General features: G+C 58.1%; 20 protein-coding genes and 3 tRNA genes. 12 read left to right on the forward strand and 11 right to left on the reverse strand.

Translation table 11 applies throughout. From position 1 onward, the window contains the following. The first annotated feature begins 341 nt into the window (after positions 1-341). The 7 genes from sufA (at position 342) to CLM71_RS10680 (ending at position 7,254) form a co-directional block, all read left to right on the forward strand. Positions 342-713, forward strand: a complete 372-nt coding sequence (gene sufA / locus CLM71_RS10650; RefSeq protein WP_015672150.1) for a Fe-S cluster assembly scaffold SufA — start codon at positions 342-344, stop codon at positions 711-713. 14 nt (positions 714-727) lie between these two features. Then, positions 728-2,233 carry a Fe-S cluster assembly protein SufB gene (gene sufB / locus CLM71_RS10655; protein WP_105233311.1) on the forward strand — a complete coding sequence of 502 codons (1,506 nt, stop codon included), beginning with the start codon at positions 728-730 and terminating at the stop codon, positions 2,231-2,233. A gap of 62 nt (positions 2,234-2,295) precedes the next feature. Beyond that, positions 2,296-3,042 carry a Fe-S cluster assembly ATPase SufC gene (gene sufC, locus CLM71_RS10660; RefSeq protein ID WP_105230974.1) on the forward strand — a complete coding sequence of 249 codons (747 nt, stop codon included), beginning with the start codon at positions 2,296-2,298 and terminating at the stop codon, positions 3,040-3,042. After that, positions 3,017-4,291, forward strand: a complete 1,275-nt coding sequence (sufD, locus tag CLM71_RS10665; protein ID WP_105230975.1) for a Fe-S cluster assembly protein SufD — start codon at positions 3,017-3,019, stop codon at positions 4,289-4,291. The genes sufC and sufD overlap by 26 nt, the downstream gene beginning before the upstream one ends. Beyond that, positions 4,288-5,505, forward strand: coding sequence for a cysteine desulfurase SufS (gene sufS / locus CLM71_RS10670; protein WP_105230976.1), 1,218 nt, complete (start codon positions 4,288-4,290; stop codon positions 5,503-5,505). The genes sufD and sufS overlap by 4 nt, the downstream gene beginning before the upstream one ends. A 33-nt stretch (positions 5,506-5,538) precedes the next feature. Further along, positions 5,539-5,952 carry a cysteine desulfuration protein SufE gene (sufE, locus tag CLM71_RS10675; RefSeq protein ID WP_105230977.1) on the forward strand — a complete coding sequence of 138 codons (414 nt, stop codon included), beginning with the start codon at positions 5,539-5,541 and terminating at the stop codon, positions 5,950-5,952. Positions 5,953-6,237: 285 nt separating this feature from the next. Then, the gene (locus tag CLM71_RS10680; protein WP_105230978.1) at positions 6,238-7,254 is read left to right on the forward strand and encodes a L,D-transpeptidase family protein; all 1,017 of its coding nucleotides are present in this window, start codon (positions 6,238-6,240) and stop codon (positions 7,252-7,254) included. Positions 7,255-7,406: 152 nt separating this feature from the next. Here the strand turns inward: CLM71_RS10680 and CLM71_RS10685 are convergent, their stop codons facing one another. Both CLM71_RS10685 and pykF read right to left on the reverse strand, forming a co-directional pair. Further along, a complete protein-coding gene (locus tag CLM71_RS10685) occupies positions 7,407-7,643 on the reverse strand; it encodes a major outer membrane lipoprotein (RefSeq protein WP_015672157.1) in 237 nt (78 codons plus the stop codon). A gap of 307 nt (positions 7,644-7,950) precedes the next feature. After that, positions 7,951-9,363: a pyruvate kinase PykF gene (gene pykF / locus CLM71_RS10690; protein WP_105230979.1), complete on the reverse strand. Its 1,413-nt coding sequence runs from the start codon at positions 9,361-9,363 to the stop codon at positions 7,951-7,953. 118 nt (positions 9,364-9,481) lie between these two features. Here pykF and CLM71_RS23945 point away from each other — a divergent pair, with 118 nt between their 5' ends. After that, positions 9,482-9,748: a hypothetical protein gene (locus tag CLM71_RS23945; protein ID WP_145961127.1), complete on the forward strand. Its 267-nt coding sequence runs from the start codon at positions 9,482-9,484 to the stop codon at positions 9,746-9,748. A 23-nt stretch (positions 9,749-9,771) separates the two neighbouring features. Here the strand turns inward: CLM71_RS23945 and CLM71_RS10695 are convergent, their stop codons facing one another. Together CLM71_RS10695 and CLM71_RS10700 are read right to left on the reverse strand one after the other, a co-directional pair. Further along, positions 9,772-10,071, reverse strand: coding sequence for a cupin (locus CLM71_RS10695; RefSeq protein WP_105233313.1), 300 nt, complete (start codon positions 10,069-10,071; stop codon positions 9,772-9,774). Between the two features lie 110 nt (positions 10,072-10,181). After that, positions 10,182-11,063 carry a LysR family transcriptional regulator gene (locus CLM71_RS10700; protein WP_105230980.1) on the reverse strand — a complete coding sequence of 294 codons (882 nt, stop codon included), beginning with the start codon at positions 11,061-11,063 and terminating at the stop codon, positions 10,182-10,184. A 178-nt stretch (positions 11,064-11,241) separates the two neighbouring features. Between CLM71_RS10700 and CLM71_RS10705 the strand changes: the two genes are divergently transcribed. Continuing rightward, complete coding sequence (locus CLM71_RS10705) at positions 11,242-12,459, forward strand: MFS transporter (RefSeq protein ID WP_199776402.1); 1,218 nt, start codon at positions 11,242-11,244, stop codon at positions 12,457-12,459. Between the two features lie 136 nt (positions 12,460-12,595). On the opposite strand, the gene CLM71_RS10710 is transcribed toward CLM71_RS10705, so the two are convergent. The 4 genes from CLM71_RS10710 to CLM71_RS10725 all read right to left on the reverse strand — a co-directional run bounded on the left by CLM71_RS10710 (position 12,596) and on the right by CLM71_RS10725 (position 14,427). Beyond that, positions 12,596-12,672 (reverse strand) — tRNA-Val (locus CLM71_RS10710). A 20-nt stretch (positions 12,673-12,692) separates the two neighbouring features. Continuing rightward, a tRNA-Val gene (locus CLM71_RS10715) sits at positions 12,693-12,769 on the reverse strand. A gap of 20 nt (positions 12,770-12,789) precedes the next feature. Beyond that, positions 12,790-12,866 (reverse strand) — tRNA-Val (locus tag CLM71_RS10720). A 187-nt stretch (positions 12,867-13,053) separates the two neighbouring features. Beyond that, positions 13,054-14,427 carry an MATE family efflux transporter gene (locus CLM71_RS10725; protein ID WP_105230981.1) on the reverse strand — a complete coding sequence of 458 codons (1,374 nt, stop codon included), beginning with the start codon at positions 14,425-14,427 and terminating at the stop codon, positions 13,054-13,056. A 271-nt stretch (positions 14,428-14,698) separates the two neighbouring features. Here CLM71_RS10725 and CLM71_RS10730 point away from each other — a divergent pair, with 271 nt between their 5' ends. Both CLM71_RS10730 and CLM71_RS10735 read left to right on the forward strand, forming a co-directional pair. Next, positions 14,699-15,349 carry a riboflavin synthase subunit alpha gene (locus tag CLM71_RS10730; RefSeq protein WP_105230982.1) on the forward strand — a complete coding sequence of 217 codons (651 nt, stop codon included), beginning with the start codon at positions 14,699-14,701 and terminating at the stop codon, positions 15,347-15,349. A gap of 41 nt (positions 15,350-15,390) precedes the next feature. Further along, positions 15,391-15,687, forward strand: coding sequence for an I78 family peptidase inhibitor (locus CLM71_RS10735; RefSeq protein ID WP_172606282.1), 297 nt, complete (start codon positions 15,391-15,393; stop codon positions 15,685-15,687). A gap of 65 nt (positions 15,688-15,752) precedes the next feature. Here the strand turns inward: CLM71_RS10735 and cfa are convergent, their stop codons facing one another. Both cfa and punC read right to left on the reverse strand, forming a co-directional pair. After that, on the reverse strand, positions 15,753-16,904 hold the full coding sequence (gene cfa, locus CLM71_RS10740; RefSeq protein ID WP_105230984.1) for a cyclopropane fatty acyl phospholipid synthase: 1,152 nt from the start codon (positions 16,902-16,904) through the stop codon (positions 15,753-15,755). Positions 16,905-17,243: 339 nt separating this feature from the next. Next, a complete protein-coding gene (punC, locus tag CLM71_RS10745; RefSeq protein WP_105230985.1) occupies positions 17,244-18,449 on the reverse strand; it encodes a purine nucleoside transporter PunC in 1,206 nt (401 codons plus the stop codon). Positions 18,450-18,570: 121 nt separating this feature from the next. Here punC and punR point away from each other — a divergent pair, with 121 nt between their 5' ends. Further along, positions 18,571-19,503, forward strand: a complete 933-nt coding sequence (punR, locus tag CLM71_RS10750; RefSeq protein WP_105230986.1) for a DNA-binding transcriptional activator PunR — start codon at positions 18,571-18,573, stop codon at positions 19,501-19,503. A 19-nt stretch (positions 19,504-19,522) separates the two neighbouring features. On the opposite strand, the gene purR is transcribed toward punR, so the two are convergent. Continuing rightward, entirely contained in the window at positions 19,523-20,548 is a 1,026-nt protein-coding gene (gene purR / locus CLM71_RS10755) for an HTH-type transcriptional repressor PurR (RefSeq protein WP_105230987.1), read from the reverse strand. Positions 20,549-20,659 lie beyond the last annotated feature (111 nt).

The following is a 20,659-nucleotide window of genomic DNA, read 5'->3' on the forward strand; positions in this document are numbered from 1 at the left end:
TCTATGAATGTTTAAGCAACGACGAATTGGCACGGCCGGCAGCAATACGGGACAGGGCGGTTCGCGGATAAAATGCAAGTAAAAGCATTAAAATTCAGTCTGGTAGGAAATGCTGGCCGTCGGTACGCGGCCATCGCCGCGCCGGGTGTCCGCGCAGCTTGCCGGTCGGAAGATGGAAAATCGGGCCGCGGGGGCGATACCCCTGCAAAATCAACGGTTGAAGTGATAATCATTATCACTAACATGGCTGGCAGATATCCCGCGCAGCGTGCGCGCGTCGCGTGTAACACGACGGGAAGAGGATGATGCGTCTCGTCAGAGACCAGTATGAGGTAGGTCATATGCAAACAGAAAATGTCGGCACTTTTTCGCTGGATGAGCAGACCTGGCAGGGGATTTCGCTCAGCGACAGCGCCGTGCAGCAAATCATTAAACTGATGCAGCAGGACCCGCAGGTAAAAGGGCTGCAGCTGAGTGTGAAACAGTCCGGCTGCGCCGGCTTCGGCTACGTGCTGGATCTGACCCGCGAGCCGGCCGACGACGATCTGCTGTTTGAGCGCGACGGCGCCAGGCTGTATGTGCCGTTAAAAGCGATGCCGTTTATCGACGGCACCACGGTGGATTTCGTCCGCGAAGGGCTGAATCAGATATTTAAGTTCAATAACCCTAAAGCTCAGCACGCCTGCGGGTGCGGCGAGAGCTTTGGCGTTTGAGTGATGTGATCGCCATGACACGAAGCAATGTAAATGTAGAAGTTCCTGATAATGTGCAGGCCTGGGTCAGCGAGGGACGCTATAAAGAAGGCTTCTTTACCCAGCTGCAGACCGATGAGCTCGCCAAAGGCATTAACGAAGAGGTGGTGCGGGCGATCTCGGCCAAGCGCAACGAGCCTGAGTGGATGCTGGAATTCCGCCTCGAGGCTTACCGCGCGTGGCTGCAGATGGAAGAGCCGCACTGGCTGAAGGCCAATTATGACAAGCTGAACTATCAGGATTACAGCTATTACTCGGCGCCGTCCTGCGGCAGCTGCGACGACGCCTGCGGTTCCCAGCCGGGGGCCGAGCAGCAGACGGGCGCCGCGCTGAATGAGAACGGCTACCTGACCAGCGAAGTGGAGCAGGCGTTCGAACAGCTGGGCGTGCCGGTACGCGAGGGCAGCGAAGTGGCGGTGGACGCCATTTTCGACTCGGTGTCCGTTGCCACCACTTACCGTGAGAAACTGGCGGAAAGCGGGGTGATTTTCTGCTCGTTCGGCGAAGCGATTCAGGAGCACCCGGAGCTGGTGCGCCAGTATCTCGGCCGGGTGGTGCCGTCCAACGATAACTTCTTTGCGGCGCTGAACGCCGCGGTGGCTTCCGACGGCACCTTCGTCTATGTGCCGAAGGGCGTTCGCTGTCCGATGGAGCTGTCCACCTATTTCCGCATCAACGCGGCGAAAACCGGCCAGTTCGAACGCACCATCCTGATTGCCGATGAGGGCAGCTACGTCAGTTATATTGAAGGCTGCTCCGCGCCGGTGCGCGACAGTTACCAGCTGCACGCGGCGGTGGTGGAAGTGATCCTGCATAAAGACGCCGAGGTGAAATACTCGACGGTGCAGAACTGGTTCGCCGGCGGGGAAAGTAAAGGCGGCATCCTGAACTTCGTTACCAAGCGCGCGCTGTGCGAAGGGGCGAACTCGAAAATGTCCTGGACCCAGTCGGAAACCGGTTCGGCGATCACCTGGAAATACCCCAGCGTGATCCTGCAGGGGGATAATTCGATCGGCGAATTCTTCTCGGTGGCGCTGACCAGCGGCCATCAGCAGGCGGATACCGGCACCAAGATGATCCATATCGGCAAAAACACCAAGTCGACCATTATTGCCAAGGGCATCTCCGCCGGCCACAGCGAGAATACCTACCGCGGACTGGTGAAGATCCTGCCGGGGGCGGAAAACGCGCGTAACTTTACCCAGTGCGATTCGATGCTGATCGGCCCGGACAGCGGGGCGCACACCTTCCCGTACGTCGAGGCGCGCAATAACAGCGCGCAGCTGGAACACGAGGCCACCACCTCAAAAATCGGCGATGACCAGCTGTTCTACTGTCTGCAGCGCGGCATCAGCGAAGATGACGCCATCTCGATGATCGTCAACGGTTTCTGTAAGGACGTTTTCTCCGAACTGCCGCTGGAATTCGCGGTGGAAGCGCAAAAGCTGCTGGCCATCAGCCTGGAGCACAGCGTCGGTTAACCCTGCCGGTTTGGCGGCAGCGACAAGATTTTTGGCGTGACAACGCCACCTGAGGATACAGCATGTTAAGTATTAAAGATTTACGCGTCAGCGCGGAAGACAATGAGATCCTGAAAGGACTGAGTCTGGAGATTAAACCGGGCGAAGTGCATGCCATCATGGGGCCGAACGGCTCCGGCAAGAGCACGTTGTCCGCGACGCTGGCCGGGCGTGAAGAATATGAAGTGAGCGGCGGCAGCGTAACGTTTAAGGGCAAGGATCTGCTGGAGCTGGACCCGGAAGATCGCGCCGGCGAAGGGGTCTTTCTGGCCTTCCAGTATCCGGTGGAGATCCCCGGCGTCAGCAACCATTTCTTCCTGCAGACCTCGGTCAACGCGGTGCGTAAATACCGCGGTCAGGAGGCGCTGGACCGTTTCGACTTCGCCGATTTTATCGAAGAGAAGATCGCGCTGCTGGATATGCCGGCCGACCTGCTAACCCGTTCGGTCAACGTCGGCTTCTCCGGCGGTGAGAAAAAGCGTAACGACATTCTGCAGATGGCGGCGCTGGAGCCGGATTTGTGCATTCTGGATGAAACCGATTCCGGGCTGGACATCGATGCGCTGAAGATCGTCGCCAACGGCGTGAACTCGCTGCGTGACGGCAAGCGCGCCTTTATTATCGTCACCCACTATCAGCGTATTCTGGATTACATCAAACCAGATTACGTCCACGTACTTTCCCAGGGGCGCATCGTTAAATCCGGTGATTTCTCTCTGGTGAAACAGTTGGAGGAGCAGGGCTATGGCTGGCTTGCCGACCAACAGTAATTCACGCGCGCTGCAACAGCTCTACAGCCTGTTCGAGGCGCAGGGCGGCGAGCACTCCCCGCATGCGCTGGCGAACTGGCAGCAGGCGCTGCGGCTGGGCTGGCCGACGCGCAAACATGAGAACTGGAAATACACGCCGCTGGACGGTTTGCTGGAGCATCAGTTCCATGCGCCGCAGCCGGCGGCAGTCAGTGCCGAGCGCTGCGCCGAGCTGGCGTTGCCCCTCGATGCCTACCGGCTGGTATTTGTCGATGGCCGTTATCGCGCCGATCTGAGCGACGCCGATCTCGGCGATTACCAGCTGGAAATGGCAGGGTATCAGCTGCCGGAGCCGATTCAGCCGGAGATCTTCCTGCACCTGACCGAGAGCCTGGCGTTGGAAAGCAGCCTGATTCGCCTGCCTGCCGGCAAAGTCGCCGCTCGTCCACTTTACCTGCTGCATATCAGCAGCGGGCGCAGCGGCGCCGGCGAAATTAACAGCGTGCACCACCGCCATCATCTGGAGGTGGCGGCCGGTGCGCAGGCGGAGGTGATTGAGCATTACGTCAGCCTGAACGAGCACGCGCACTTTACCGGCGCGCGCCTGACCGCGACGGTGGGCGACAACGCCCAGCTGCATCACTGCAAGCTGGCGTTTGAGAATCAGCCGAGTTATCACTTTGCTCATAACGATCTGAAGATTGGCCGCGACGCGCGGGTGAAAAGCGACAGCTTCCTGCTGGGGGCCGGTCTGACTCGCCATAACACCAGCGCACAGCTGAACGGCGAAGGCGCCAATCTGCAGCTCAACAGCCTGGTGCTGCCGGTAGGGAAAGAAATTTGCGATACCCGCAGCTATCTGGAGCACAACAAGGGGTATTGTGAAAGCCGCCAACTGCATAAAACCGTGGTCAGCGACCGCGCCAGAGCGGTGTTTAACGGCATGATCAAAGTGGCGCAGCACGCCATCAAGACCGACGGCCAGATGACCAACCACAACCTGCTGCTGGGCAAGGTGGCGGAAGTGGACACCAAGCCGCAGCTGGAAATTTACGCCGATGACGTCAAATGCAGCCACGGCGCCACCGTTGGCCGCATTGACGAAGAGCAGCTGTTCTACCTGCAGTCGCGCGGTATTGCCAAGCATGATGCGCAGCAGATGATCATCTTCGCCTTTGCCGCGGAACTGACCGAAGGCATCGGCAATGACGTAATTCGCGAGCGGGTGCTGGCGCATATCGCACAGCGTCTGCCGCGGGAGGCCGTATGAGTTATCCGATCGAACAGGTGCGCCGGGACTTTCCGCTGCTGACGCGTGAGGTCAACGGCCAGCCACTGGCCTACCTCGACAGCGCCGCCAGCGCGCAAAAACCGCAGGCGGTGATTGAGCGCGAGATGGAATTTTACCGCCATGGCTACGCCGCGGTGCACCGCGGCATTCACAGCCTGAGCGCGGAGGCGACGCAGCAAATGGAGGCGGTGCGTGAACAGGCGGCGCGCTTTATCAACGCCGCATCGGCGGAAGAGATCGTGTTCGTCAAAGGCACCACCGAAGGCATCAATCTGGTGGCCAACAGCTACGGCAGCCTGCTGCAGCCGGGCGACAGCGTCATCATCACCGAGATGGAGCACCACGCCAATATTGTGCCGTGGCAGATGCTGGCGCAGGCGCGCGGCGTGACGCTGCGCGTCTGGCCGCTGCAGCCGGACGGCACGCTGGATGTGGCCGATTTGCCCGGCCTTATCGATGACCGCACCCGGCTGCTGGCGATTACCCAGGTCTCCAACGTGCTGGGCACCGTCAACCCGTTACAGGAAATTATCACCCAGGCGCACGCCGCCGGGGTGAAGGTGCTGGTGGACGGCGCGCAGGCGGTGATGCATCAGCAGGTGGACGTACAGGCGCTGGACTGCGATTTTTATGTGTTCTCCGGCCATAAGCTGTATGGGCCGTCCGGCATCGGTATTCTGTATGGCAAAGCCGCGTTGCTGCAGCAGATGCCGCCGTGGGAAGGGGGCGGCTCGATGATTCAGCAGGTCAGCCTGACGCAGGGCACCACCTATGCCGAAGCGCCGTGGCGCTTTGAGGCCGGCTCGCCCAATACCGCCGGCATCATGGGGCTGGGCGCGGCGCTGAACTATGTGTCGCAGCTGGGGCTGGCGCAGATACAGCAGTATGAGCAGGCGCTGATGCAGTATGCGCAGGAGGCGCTGCAGCAGGTGCCGCAGCTGCGCATCTACGGGCCGGCGCAGCGCGCCGGGGTGATCGCCTTTAACCTGGGCGATCACCATGCCTATGACGTCGGCAGTTTCCTGGACCAGTACGGCATCGCCATCCGCACCGGTCACCACTGCGCGATGCCGCTGATGGCGTTTTATCAGGTGCCGAGCATGTGCCGCGCTTCGCTGGCGATGTACAATACCCGCGAGGAGGTGGATCGGCTGGTGGCCGGTCTGCAGAGAATTCAGCGACTGCTGGGCTAAGCGCCCGGCGGTGGAACAACGATAGGAAGCCTGATGGCCAACTTGCCGGATAAAGATAAACTGGCGCGTAATTTTTCACGCTGCCTGAATTGGGAAGAGAAATACCTGTATGTGATCGAGCTGGGCGGCCGTCTGCCGCCGCTGGCGGAGGAGGCGCACAGCCCGGAGAACCTGATTTCGGGCTGCCAGAGCCAGGTGTGGATCCTGATGCGGAAAAACGCGCAGGGCCAGGTCGAGTTCAGCGGCGACAGCGACGCCGCGATTGTCAAAGGGCTGCTGACCGTGGTGTTTATTGTCTATCGCGACCTGACGCCGCAGCAGATCGCCCTGCTGGACGTCCGTCCTTTCTTTGCCGATCTGGCGCTCAGCCAGCATCTGACGCCGTCGCGTTCACAGGGGCTGGAGGCGATGATCCGCGCCATCCGGCAAAAAGCCGCGCAGCTGTAATCATTTTCCCGCCCGTCATACCGGCTCATTGATTATGTCAATGAGCCTTTACAAAACGCCGTCGAGCGATGCCGCTAACGCCAAATCAATGTTTTTTCAACCGCTTAGTTGTTGACGTTACATTGACAATTCCTGCAGGAAGCTAGTTTATAACACTTTGATTTTTAGGCGAGTTATTGCCTTTACACCCAACGTTGCTAGTATTAAACAGGTTATTGTCTGATTTACCCGTGAACAGGCGACAGCTAGCCTTGTGGCCGAACCGTACTGAAAATAGGGAAGAGCATGAAACGTGCGTTGACTTTAATGGGCGTACTATTCGCCTCCGTGTTGGCCGGCAGTCAGGCCGCTAATGCGACCGAATATCCATTGCCGCCGGCGAACAGCCGTCTGATCGGCGAGAATACCACCTACACCGTACCGGATGCCGGCCTTTCGCTGGAGGCGATTGCCGCCAAATACCAGATTGGCCTGCTGGGCATGCTGGAGGCCAACCCTGGCACCGATCCTTACCTGCCGAAGCCGGGCAAAGTGCTGACCATTCCGACGCAGATGCTGCTGCCGGATACCAAGCGCGAGGGCATTGTGGTCAATCTGGCGGAGCTGCGTCTGTATTATTACCCGAAAGGCGAAGACAAGGTGATCGTCTACCCGATCGGCATCGGTCAGACCGGGATGCACACGCCGCTGAAAGTTACCTCGGTCAGCCAGAAGATCCCTAACCCGACCTGGACGCCGACCGCCAATATCCGCAAACGTTATGCGGCGAAAGGCGAGACGCTGCCGGCGGTGGTGCCGGCCGGCCCGAATAACCCGATGGGGCTGTTCGCCATGCGCCTGTCGATGGGACATGGGGAGTATCTGATCCACGGCACCAACGCCAACTTCGGCATCGGCATGCGCGTCAGCTCCGGCTGTATCCGCCTGCGCCCTGACGATATCGAAGCGCTGTTCAACAGCGTGCCGAAGGGCACCCGCGTGCAGATTATCAACGAGCCGGTGAAGGTATCGGTTGAGCCGGACGGCAAACGCTATGCGGAAGTGCATCAGCCGCTGTCGAAAGTTGAAAGCGACGATCCGCAGACCATGCCGATTTCGCTCTCCAAGTCGCAGCAGAAGTTTGCCGATAGCGCAGAAACGGATAAGTCGGTGTTTGACAGCGCCATAACGCGCCGCTCCGGCATGCCGGTGCTGGTCAGCGTCGGGCAGAACCCTGCAGACGTCCCTCTGCCGTCGGTACAGCTGTTTGGCGGCAGTAAGCAGGCCGAGACACAGGCAGCGCCGATCAGCCAGGCACAGTAGCGCACAGCGCGCGTAAGCGGTATCAAGCTCAGCCAGGCGCTGGGCTTTTTTTATGGCGTCGTGGGGCAGGTTCAGAAAGGGCGGTTTGACACGGCGGACAGACATAAAAAAACGGCGCACAGGGTGCGCCGTTTTTAATTACCGAAACTCTCTTACTTTTTGTAAGAATGAGCTTGGTTGTCCAGACGCTGGTTAGCACGTGCTGCGTCGTCTTTAGCTGCTTGAACGTCGGAACGGATAGAGTTCACGTCGTTGCTCAGTTGATCAACTTTAGCGTTCAGAGTCTGAACGTCAGAAGACAGTTGATCGATTTTAGCGTTGCTAGAGCAACCAGCCAGCAGAGTAGAACCCAGGATTACAGCGCCCAGTACCAGTTTAGTACGATTCATTATAACACCCTCTAGATTGAGTTAATCTCCATGTAGCGTTACAAGTATTACACAAACTTTTTTCGAAAGAGAATAAATTTTTTGCGTTGGAGGGCTTTATTTTGATCGTTCGCTCAAACTTGCATCTTGTTTTACGCAATAGTTAAAAAAGTGAAGCAAAACAGCCGGATTCCATCAGACTGCTCCTATTCATTATTCACTTAATAATAGCGAGCCTGCTATTGCGTTTTCGGAAATATCGTTTACCCGAGCAAAAAAAACGCCGCAAAGCGGCGTTTTGTCGATCAGATTTTTGTCACTTTTTAAATTACAGCACGTGAACGGAGGCGGTATTGGTGGTGCCGCTTGGCACCAGTGCGCCGGAAACCATCACCACGATATCGCCTTTCTGCGCCAGGCCGCTGGCCAGCGCCGCTTCCTTACCAATGCGGTAGAAGTCGTCGGTAGAGGCGATTTCTTTGACCATCTGCGGGATGACGCCTTTGCTCAGCGCCAGCTGGTGGCAGGTGACTTCATTGGTGGTCAGCGCCAGGATGTTGGCGTCCGGGAAGTACTTGCGCACGGATTTGGCTGACTTGCCGCCGCTGGTGGCGACCACGATCAGCGGTGCGGCCAGTTTCTCGGCGGTTTCCACCGCGCCGCGGCACACTGCTTCGGTGATGCGCAGTTTGCGGGTGTCGTTCAGGCTGTCGATGCGGCTAGGCATCACTTTATCGGTGCGCTCGCAGATGGTCGCCATGATGCTGACCGCTTCCAGCGGGTATTTGCCCTTGGCGCTCTCGCCGGACAGCATAACGGCGTCGGTGCCGTCCAGAATGGCGTTGGCGACGTCGCCGGCTTCCGCACGGGTAGGGCGCGGGTTCTTGATCATCGAGTCAAGCATCTGGGTGGCGGTGATCACCACTTTGCGTGCGCGATTACATTTTTCAATCATCATCTTCTGGGCGAAGATCACTTCTTCCACCGGGATTTCCACACCCAGATCGCCGCGGGCGACCATGATGCCGTCAGAGGCTTCGAGGATTTCGTCGAAGTTGTTCAGGCCTTCCTGGTTTTCGATCTTGGAGATGATCTGGATCTGCTCGCCGCCGTGAGCTTTCAGATGTTCACGGATTTCCAGCACGTCGGAACGTTTACGGATAAAGGAGGCGGCCACGAAGTCCACGCCTTGTTCGCAGCCGAAGATCAGGTCGCGTTTGTCTTTTTCCGCCAGCGCCGGCAGTTGGATGGAGACGCCCGGCAGGTTAACGCCTTTGTTTTCACCCAGGTCGCCGTTGTTCAGCACCTTGCACACGACTTCGCTTTCGCTGATATCGGTCACTTCCATGCCGATCAGGCCGTCGTCAACCAGCACGGTGTTGCCGATTTTCAGATCGTCGGCGAAGCCAGGGTAGGTTACGGCGACGCGTTCGTTGTTGCCGATAACGCTTTGATCGGTGGTGAAGGTGAAGGTCTGGCCGGCGACCAGCGCCGCGTCTTTACCGCCTTCCAGCTTCATGGTGCGGATTTCCGGGCCTTTGGTGTCCAGCAGGATGCCGGCGGTGGTGCCGGTTTTGGCCATGACCGCACGCATGTTTTTGATGCGGTTGCCGTGCTCTTCATAGTCGCCGTGCGAGAAATTCAGGCGCATTACGTTCATGCCGGCGTTCAGCAGTTGGGTCAGCATCTCTTCCGATTCGGTTTTTGGACCGATGGTGCAAACAATTTTGGTCTTTTTCATGACGATTTTTTCTACAAGTTGTGATGGATTATAAAACGAATAAAACCGACGGCCAGACCGCCGGTATGGAATTTGAGTCGAACCTGATAGGGCAAATCATAGTTAAGAATAGGTGACCGTGGTTGAAATGGGGCGGAAAAATTCAGCCCGCGCCGGCGTGCGGGGATACGGCGAAAACGATTGGAAAATAGGATTGTTGTTATTGCGTTTTCACAGATCAAGGGCTGAAACCATTCAACTGAAAGACGCGCGCATTATAAGGCCATCAGGGTGGGAAGCAAAACAAAAAACCGATGGCTGGCGCAGGTTTAGTCAAAAAGAGAGCAAATGTGGCGCAAATATGCGTCCGTGCGGCGAGTTTGTTGCGCAAATTACTGCAGTGTAAATAAAACGTCGCAGCCGTTAACGTCAGGCGCTGATTTCCAGCAGCGTACCGGCGCTCAGGCAGAAGCAGCCGCTGGGCACCTGCGCCGGAACAGCCACGCTTTCGCCGGCCTGCAGCAGGAGAATATCGCTGCCGACGGTAAATTCAAAGTCGCCGTCGATCACCCGGATGTGCACGGCGTCAGCACGCTTTTTCAGTTGGCCGAAGGCGCCGGCTTCAAAGCGGACTTCCGCGGCGACGCGGCCGTCGCTTAATTGTCCCTCACGGCGGGACTGGCCGTTATCGGGCGTGGTAAACGCCGATGCGGCAATAAATTTCAACATAGCACCCTCTTGGTCAATCAGGCCGCCGATGATAGCCGATCGGTACGGCGGAGCCAAAGTTTTTGCGCCGTCGGCCAAGGCGCGTTGACTCTTGACGCAATTTTCATCTGTCAGGGCTGGCGGTAGCGGATCGCCTCAACCAGTGCGGAAAACGCCGGAGAAGCATTGCGCCGGTTGGGGTAATACAGGTGGAAACCGGCGAAGTAGGGGCTCCAGTCGGCCAGCACCTCAACCAGCCGCCCGTCGTCCAGGTAAGGCTGCACCATAAAATCGGGGAGATAGGCCAGCCCGATGCCGTCCAACGCGGCGTTGAGAATATGGATATTGCTGTTGGCGGTCATCTGGCCCTTAACCCGCACGGTTAATGGCTGGCCGTCTTTTTCAAACTCCCAGGCATAGAGGCTTCCTCCCGGCGAGTGACGGATATTGATGCAGTTGTGGGCCGTCAGATCGCGTGGGTGCAGCGGCGTCGGGCTAGCGGCAAAGTAGGATGGCGCGCCGACTACCGATAGCCGCCAGTCCGGGCCGAGCCGCACGGCGATCATGTCCTGGCTGATCGCCTCGCCCAGCCGGATCCCGGCGTCAAAGCGCTGCTCGACGATATTGGTAAAGCCGTAATCAATGCAGATTTCAACGTTGATATCCGGGTATTTGGCAAGAAATGCCGGCAGCGCGGGGCGTAAGATCTGTTCCGCCGCATCGTCAGAGCAGGTGATGCGGATGGTGCCGGCGGGCTTATCCCTCAGTTCGCCGATTTTATCTATTTCCGCCGTTATCTGCTCGAACAGCGGGCCGGTGGAGGTCATCAGCCGCTCGCCGGCCTCGGTGGGGGCCACGTTACGGGTGGTGCGCGTTAATAAACGTACGCCTAACCGTTCTTCAAGGTTACGGACGGTATGGCTTAATGCCGAAGGGCTGACGCCCAGCTGTTTCGCCGCCCGGGTAAAACTTTGCGCTTTAGCCACCGCAAGAAAAGCGAGGATGTCATTCATGGCTGCCGATCCTGATTATTGAACTGGTATATCAATGGTGTCCGGCGGTTGCCGGCGGAAACCCGTTGCCGCTGCAAATTGATGAGATTTTTTCACAAGTACATACAGATTACGCCCTCTAATCATAACACTGCCGGCGTATTAGGATCTGCCTATCGTTAGAAAACAGGAATAATGCATGCCGTCAGTTCATACCTTTTCAACATCGCGTATCGCCAGCCCGCATCCCGCCTGGGGCGCCGTATTTTCTATGGCGCTGGGCGTGGTGGTGCTTATCGCCTCCGAATTTATGCCGGTCAGTCTGCTGACGCCGATTGCGCGGGATCTCGTCATCAGTCAGGGCCAGGCGGGGCAGGCCATCTCCGTATCCGGCCTGTTTGCGGTACTGACCAGCCTGCTGAATACTCCGCTGACCGGCCGCTTCGATCGGAAAAAAGTGCTGATCGGCTTCACCTTGCTGCTGACTTTTTCCGGACTGATCGTGACCTTCGCCGCCAATGGCGTGATGTTTATGACCGGCCGCGCTCTGCTGGGGGTTGCCATCGGCGGCTTCTGGTCAATGTCCACGGCGACCGTGATGCGTCTGGTACCCGTGCATGCGGTAGCCAGGGGGCTGGCGCTGATTAACGGCGGCAATGCGCTGGCGGCGACCATCGCCGCGCCGCTGGGCAGTTTTTTAGGGCAGTATATCGGCTGGCGCGGGGCGTTTTTTATCGTCGTGCCGCTGGCGATCGTTGCCTTTGTCTGGCAGTGGCGAGCGATCCCGCATTTGCCCGCTGCGTCGCGGCAGCAGGGTTCGGCCAATCCGTTTCGCCTGTTGCGTTACCCGCAGGTGGCGCTGGGAATGACCGGTATTATGCTGTTCTTTATGGGGCAGTTTGCGGTCTTTACCTATTTGCGGCCATTTTTGGAAGAGGTGACGCAGATTTCCGTCAATCAGCTTTCTCTGACGCTGCTGGCGTTGGGGGCCTTCGGCCTGCTGGGCACCTGGATGATTGGTCATCTGCTGCAGCGCTGTCTGTTCGCCTGGCTGGTGGCGATCCCGTTAGCCATGGCGCTGATTGCCGGCCTGCTGATTGAAACCGGTGCGTCTTTTATGTTTGTCGGGCCGCTGTTGGCGCTCTGGGGACTGGTGGCGACGCCGGCACCGGTGGCCTGGGGACTGTGGTTGAGCAAAGCGTTGCCCGATGACGCCGAGACGGGCGGCGGCCTGATGGTGGCGGTGATCCAGGGGGCGATTACTCTGGGCGCAGGTGTGGGCGGCGTGTTGTTTGACGCGCTCGGCTGGTGGAGTCCTTTGGCGTTTGGTCTGTTGCTGCTGCTGGGGTCGGCGCTGTTTGCCTGGTTTGCCATGATCAACAGCGTCAGGATCAATATGGCGGCGGTGGAACATTAATGGGAGTGTGACGGTGTTTAGGAGGGATAAACCGAGAGGGCGGCGTGTGGTATATCCGAACTGGCGTCATACGAAAAAGAGAGTGGCTATTTAAAAGGTATTTGTGCAGGGAAGGATATTACGGCTTGCGATGAAATGGTGCGTCCGAGTGGACTCGAACCACCGACCCCCACCATGTCAAGGTGGTGCTCTAACCAACTGAGCTACGGACGCACTGAGCTGCTGCAGTAATTTGGTGCGTCCGAGTGGACTCGAACCACCGACCCCCACCATGTCAAGGTGGTGCTCTAACCAACTGAGCTACGGACGCACTGAACTGCTGTAGGAATTTGGTGCGTCCGAGTGGACTCGAACCACCGACCCCCACCATGTCAAGGTGGTGCTCTAACCAACTGAGCTACGGACGCATCATTTTCCTGTCTGTCATGGCTGACAGCGGGGACGAATATTAACGAGCAACCTGCCTGCTGGCAAGGGGAAAAACGTAATTTTATCCGCTATTTCGCGCGACTGCTGCGCTTATGCGCAGTGAGGCGGTTTTTTCCGCAAATTCAGCGTGGGAAGTCGCCGGCCCGCGGGGAGCCGGCGGAAAAATCAGCGGGTGGAACGCTGCAAAATCAGCGCGGCGGGCTGACGCTGCAGCCAGCGCATGCGCAGCACCATCATGATGGCGGCGAAGGTCAGGCCGATAATAAAGCCGATCCAGAAGCCGCTCGGCCCCATCGCCGGCACGATGTAGTCGGTCAGCGCTAGCAGATAGCCGCTCGGCAGCCCCAGCACCCAGTAAGCGATAAAGGTGATGAAGAAGATCGAACGCGTATCTTTGTAACCGCGCAGTACGCCGCTGCCGATCACCTGAATGGAGTCTGAAATCTGGTAGACAGCGGCCAGCAGCATCAGGTGCGAAGCCATGGCGACCACCGCCGGCGTGTCGTTATACAGCAGCGCGATCGGCTCGCGCAGCAGGGCGGTAAACAGCGCGGTGCCGCAGGCCATGGCAATACCGACGCCAATGGCGCTGTAGGCTGCGACGCGCGCGCCGTCGACGTTGCTTTCCCCCAGCCGGTGGCCGACGCGGATGGTGGAACCGACGCCGAGCGACAGCGGCAGCACGAACATCAGTGAGCTGAAGTTCAGGGCGATCTGGTGGCCGGCGACGGCGACGATGCCGAGCGGCGACACCAGCAGCGCCACCACGGCGAACAGCGTCACTTCAAAGAACAGCGCCAGGGCGACCGGCAGGCCGATGCCGACCAGACGTCGCTGCGTGGCCCAGTCGACCGGCGGCCAGGCGCGCTCTGGTTTGATGTCGCGCTGCGACGGCGCGCGGCGCACGTACCAGCGCATCAGCAGGAACATCACCCAATAGACGCTGCCGGTAGCAACGCCGCAACCGACGCCACCCAGTTCCGGCATGCCGAATTTGCCGTAAATGAAAATATAGTTAATGGGAATATTCACCAGCAGACCAATAAAGCCGATCACCATCCCCGGTTTGGTTTTGGATAATCCTTCACACTGGTTACGCATTACCTGGAAGAATAAATAGCCCGGCGCGCCCCACATAATGGCGTGCAGGTAGCCGACGGCTTTTTCCGCCAGTTGCGGATCGACATTGTGCATCATGTCGATCATATATTTGCTGTTATACAGCACGGCGATAATCAGCAACGAAACACCGCTCGCCAGCCAGAAGCCCTGACTGATTTGATGCGCGATGCGGTCGCGGCGGCCGGAGCCGTTAAGCTGGGCGATAACCGGCGTTAACGCCAATAGCAGGCCGTGGCCGAACAGGATAGCCGGTAGCCAGATGGATGTGCCGACTGCAACTGCAGCCATGTCCGTGGCGCTGTATGCACCCGCCATAATGGTATCCACCACGCCCATCGCCGTCTGGGCGATTTGCGCGATAATGACCGGAATAGCGAGGGCTAATAAACTACGCGCTTCAATAAGGTACTTCTGCACGCATTACACCTTTTTGAGTATTAAGCAATGAAAGAACGGCTGTCACGAATGGACAGCAATTTAATCGCGGAATGATAACCAGCGTAGTGTAACCGTTCGGACTTATTTAAGCCACTGGCGTTGTTTAATGCAGGATAGCCGGCGGCGATGGGAAAACGGGTTTATTTCGTGCGCAGACAACGAATTTTTACCGCTGCGGATTTGGTTTTCTCCGCCATCTGGGGCACACTGCCTACCAGCGCTGTATATCTATTTTCAGAAAGAGGCACCCATGTTTACCGGTATCGTACAAGGCATTGCGCCGCTGGTTGCAGTAGAAGAAAAACCCAATTTCCGTACCCACGTGATTGAAATGCCCGATGAGCTGCTGCCCGGTCTGGAACTGGGCGCTTCGGTGGCGCATAACGGCTGCTGCCTGACCGTTACGGCGGTGGAGGGCAACCGCGTCAGTTTTGATCTGATTAAAGAGACCCTGCGGCTGACCAACCTGGGCAGTCTGACGGTCGGCGACAAGGTCAATGTGGAAAGGGCGGCGAAATTTAACGATGAAATCGGCGGCCATCTGATGTCCGGCCATATTATCTGCACTGCGGAAATCGCCAAGATATTCACCTCGGAAAACAACCGTCAGGTCTGGCTGCGTATGCCGAATGCCGATCTGATGAAGTATGTGCTGCATAAGGGGTTTGTCGGTATTGACGGCATCAGCCTGACCATCGGCGAAGTGGTGAACAACCGTTTCTGCGTGCATCTGATCCCGGAAACGCTGGAGCGCACGACGCTGGGTAAAAAACGTCTGGGCGACAAGGTCAATATTGAAATCGATCCGCAAACGCAGGCGGTAGTGGATACCGTCGAGCGCGTATTGGCCAGCCGTGAAGCGGCGACGGCGCAGATTGCGGATCCGACGCCGAAACCCTGAACGGGCACGATCTGTTTGAAGGCAAAAAAGAGGAGCTAAACGTGAAGTTTTATCGGAAAACATTGATGTTGGCGGCGCTGATGACGCTGGCTGCCTGTAGCAGTACGTCAGAGAACGGCGCCTCTGCGTCGTCGGTCGATGCGGATGACACCTGCGGCGCGTCGCAGTATCAAAACTACGTGGGCAAGCCGCTCTCTTCACTGGATGGCGTGCAGATCGACGCCCGTCAGGTGCGCACCATTCCTTATAATTCTGCGGTCACCATGGACTTCAACCTGACCCGCCTGAACTTCCTCGGCGATCGGGACGATAAAATCACACGCGTTTACTGCGGCTGATCGTGGCCAGATAATAAAAACCCCGGGACTGAATGCCGGGGTTTTTTATTGCGAACGCATGAAACTCAACGCGGTACGCGTATGCCGCCTTCAACGCCTTTCGGGCTGAACAGCACCTGCCACAGCTGAATATCGCGCGAACGGAAGGCGCCGGCGCAGGCGTTGAGGTAGTAGCTGAACATCCGCTCGAAACGCTCGGAATAGCGCTCGGCCAGCTGCGGCCACGCCTGTTTAAAGCGTTCATACCAGGCCATCAGGGTGCGATCGTAGTCGGCGCCGAAATTATGCCAGTCTTCCATCACGAAATGGCCTTCGCTGGTCTGGGCAATATGCGCCACCGAGGGCAGGCAGCCGTTCGGGAAGATATATTTATTAATCCACGGATCGACATTCATATCGGTTCTGTTTGAACCGATGGTGTGCAGCAGGAATAAACCGTCGGGTTTTAAATTGCGCTCCACCACGTCGAAATAGGTGCGGTAGTTTTTCGGCCCGACGTGTTCAAACATGCCGACCGAGACGATGCGGTCAAACTGCTGATGCAGATCGCGGTAATCCTGCAGTTGAATATCGACGTCCAGCCCGGCGCAGCGCGCTTGCGCCAGCTTCTGCTGTTCTGCGGAGATAGTCACGCCCACCACCGAGACGCCGTAATTTTTTGCCGCAAACGCTGACAGTCCGCCCCAGCCGCAACCGATATCCAGCAGGCGCATGCCCGGCTGTAATTGCAGCTTGTCGCAGATCATACGCAATTTATTTTCCTGCGCCTGTTCCAGCGTCTCGGCGCTTTTCCAGTAGCCGCAGGAATATTGCATATAGGGATCCAGCATCAGGGTAAATAAGTCATTACCGAGATCGTAATGCTCTTTCCCCACGATCCACGCGCGCTTCTTCGACTGCAGATTGGTTAAACGCGCGGCGGCAATGCGCAGCGTATCTTTAAAATGGTGGGGGAGTTTTCTTTCCAGGCCGGCGGCCAGCACGCGATGAAAAAAACAGTCCAGCCGCTCGCACTCCCACCAGCCATCCATATAACTTTCACCCAGCCCGAGAGAGCCTTCCTGCAGCACGCGTTTAAAAAATTCGGGGTTCTTTACCTGAATATCGAAAGGTCGGGTGCCGTTTATTTCTATATCGGCCATGCTGAGCATTTCATGGGCGATACGATACCATTGGTTGTCCTGGATGCTCAGATCTTCTAAACACGATGAACTCATTAGTTTCTCCATCACCTTTCTTCTGACTTATGGCCACCAAAAAAAGCTTAGCCAATTTCGGTAGGCACATACGTATACCTGCGGAGGATTGCACCGCGGCGTCCGATATCCGACATGAACAGAGGAAAATTCAAAGAGAAGCCCGTACCGGCTGGCAGGGTAAACTCATCAATAAAATAAAAAAGTGACGCCATTGGCGACCACGAAACGCCACGGATTACTACAAGATTTTACTATCTTATTTTAGCGCTTTTTTGAGTATAGGCCTGCCGGGGCGCTTCCTCAACCGCAAATCGCACCCGGCAGACATGTCATTTAAGTGAATATTATTACTGGTAATTATGACGCAGAGTTAGCATGCTGACGGCGTTCGGCGTTCTTTTGCCGTGCGCTGTCGCCGCGCTGCAGCAGATAGCCGGCGGCGGCCAGCGCCACCGTGGCGACCATCACCGTCACCGTCGCCAGCAGCGGCTGGGCGATATAGGCGGAGACCAGCATACTGGCGACAAAACACAGGCCCAGTTGCAGGGTATTTTGCAGCGCCGCCGCTTTGCCGGTGCTTTCCGGGAACGGCGTCAGCGCATTTGCCACCACGATCGGGTAGGTAGCGCCGTTAACCAGCGCCATCAGGCAGAATGGGATCAGTAGTGTGGTCAGCGTCGGCGTGGTCAGGGTGGCGACCAGATACAGCGCCACCATGCTGACGGCATACATGAGGAGCAACCACGGCAGCAGCGTATTGCCGTTCGTACGGTTCAATGCGGCGCGGCAGCCGAACCCCCCGAGCAGAAACGCCAGCGTCTGCGGCACATAGCTCAGGCCGATATCGTTCGGGCTGTAGCCCATATTGCCCAGAATAAACGGCGAGCCGGTCAGCCAGGCGAAGAAACCGGCTGAGCAGGCGGCGTACACCAGCACGTTGCCGCTGTACAGCGGCGATTTCAGCAACTGCAGGAAACCGATGCCAGGCGCAGCGCCTTCATCGGCTCGCGGACGCGGTTTGTCGCGCAGCAGCAGCGTCGGCAACAGCAGCAACAGCGTAATGGCCAGCAGCACGGCGAAAATGGCGCGCCAGTTCAGGTGGTTCAGCAACCAGGCGCCGACCAGCGGCGCCAGCGCCGGCGAGAGGGCGACCAGCGGCATAATGGTGGCGAACACCTGGTTGGCGCGGCTGCCCGGGTAGCGGTCGATCACGATGGCCTGCCAGGTTACGGCGGCGGCACAGACGCCGACCGCCTGTATAAAGCGCAGCGTCCACAGCTGCTGCGCGTTGTCCGCCCACATCATGCCAAGGCAGCCCAATCCAAACAGCGCCAGACCGATCAGCAGCACCGGCTTGCGTCCCAGTCGATCGGACAGCGGTCCCCACAGCAGTTGCGCAAAGGCAAAGCCGGCCAGGAAGATGCTCAGGCTGGCGCTAATGGCGCCGGGGGAGATTTGCAGATCTTTTTGCATCATGCCGAAGGCCGGCAGGTACATATCCGTGGCCAGAAAGCCGAGCATACTCAGGCCGGCCAGATAAAACATAAATCCAAAGTTTCGCATAGTGGTTCTCAATCGTTATTTGTGATGCAGGTTTTCACGCCGCGCAGTGTATCCGGCTGGATCTCTGGTTGTGAAACGGTAATATTTGCATACTGGTTTGAAAATTTTTGCAGGCAAACGTATGTGGTCTGAATATTCACTGGATGTGGTCGATGCGGTAGCGCGTACCGGCAGCTTCAGCGCGGCGGCGCAGGAGCTGCACCGCGTTCCTTCCGCGGTCAGCTATACCGTGCGTCAGCTGGAGCAGTGGCTGGCGGTGCCGCTGTTTGAGCGGCGTCATCGCGACGTCACGCTGACGCCGGCGGGGGCGCTGTTTGTCCAGGAGTCGCGCGCTGTCATCAAAAAAATGCTCGACACGCGACGTCAGTGCCAGCAGGTCGCCAACGGCTGGCGCGGGCAGGTGAAGATCGCCGTCGATCTGATCGTCAAGCCGCAGCGCTGTCGGCAGCTGGTACTGGATTTTTATCGCCACTTTCCGGACGTTGAGCTGCTGCTGCAGCCGGAAGTGTTCAACGGCGTATGGGATGCGCTGGTGGATGGCCGCGCCGAAATGGCCATCGGCGCCACGCGCGCGGTGCCCGCCGGCGGCGGGTTCGCCTTTCGCGATATGGGCTTTATGAACTGGCTGTGCGTGGTCAGCGCCGATCATCCGCTGGCCGGGCTGAACGGCGCGCTCAGTGATGAACAGCTGCGCCCCTATCCGGCGCTGTTGCTGGAGGATACATCGCGCAATCTGCCCAAGCGTGTTACCTGGTCGCTGGACAACCAGCGCCGCCTGGTGGTGCCGGACTGGGTATCGGCGGTGGATTGCCTGCGTGGCGGTCTATGCGTCGGCATGGCGCCGGCGCACCGGGTGTTGCCGCTGGTGGCGCGCGGCGAGCTGGCGGTACTGCAGCTGCACGAGCCGTTTCCGCCCAGCGCCTGCTGTCTGACCTGGCAGCAACCTAATCAGTCGCCGGCCATCGCCTGGCTGCTGGATTATCTGGGGGACAGCGAAACGTTGAATCAGGAGTGGCTGAGCGAAGCAGAGGAAGCGGGGCCGGTGCGGGAGTAAGCGCACCGGCCAGTCGCAATTAGCGGCGGTAATCGATAAAGGGACCGTCGGCCACGGAGCGCCGTTCGATCAGTTTAGGATGGACTTCGATCACCTGCGACTCCTCGCGTTTGCTGATAATACGGTCCAGCAGCATGGTGAAGGCCATTTCGCCCAGGCGCTCTTTCGGCTGGTGCACCGTGGTCAGGGCCGGGGTGAAGTAGCGCGCGTTGCGCACGTTATCATAGCCGATCACTGAAATATCCTGCGGTACGCGCAGGCCCAGCTCGTCCGCGGCGCAAATGGCGCCCATCGCCATAATATCGCCGCCGCAGAACACCGCCGTCGGGCGATGTTTTTGCGACAGGATCTGGTGCATTGCCTTATAGCCGGACTCCGGCTCGAAGTCGCCCTGGACGATCCACTCGTTGCGCAACTCGACATTGGCCTCCTGCAGAGCCTTCAGGAAACCCTGATGGCGGCCGCCGCCGGTGTTGCGTGACAGCTGGCCGGGAATGGCGCCGATCTCACGGTGGCCGCGCTCGATCAGATAGCGACCCGCCAGATAGCCGCCTTCGAAGGCGTTATCGATAATGGTGTCGGTAAAGTCGCTGCGCGCCACGCCCCAGTCCATCACCACCATCGGAATATTACGGTGGTCTTCCAGCATGCCGAGCAACTGATCGGGGTATTCGGAACACATCACCAGCAGGCCATCGACGCGTTTTTGCGCCAGCATCGCCAGATAGGCGCGCTGCTTGTCCAGATTGTTGTGCGAGTTGCACAGAATCAGGGTGTAGCCTTTGCTGTAGCAGCTGTTTTCCACTGCCTCAATCACTTCGGCAAAATAGGGGGCCTCGCTGGAAGTCGCCAGCAGGCCAATGGATTTGGTGTGGTTGACCTTCAGGCTGCGCGCAACCGCGCTGGGTGAATAGTGCAGCTCTTTAATGGCGGCCCAGACCGCCGCTTTAGTCTCTTCGGCGACGAAACGGGTCTTATTGATGACGTGCGAAACGGTGGTGGTGGAAACGCCCGCGCGTTTGGCCACATCTTTAATCGTTGCCATGTAAAGATGACTCCTGAACTCACATGTTTGCAGTATGTAAGCATGTTGTTAATCGTTTGCCTGCGCAGATCCTTCTCCAAAATCTCGAAAACGTAGTTTTTAGTTTGGAAG

This window comes from Serratia sp. MYb239, assembly GCF_002966855.1.
In the GTDB taxonomy this organism is placed as follows: Bacteria; Pseudomonadota; Gammaproteobacteria; order Enterobacterales; family Enterobacteriaceae; genus Serratia_B; species Serratia_B rhizosphaerae.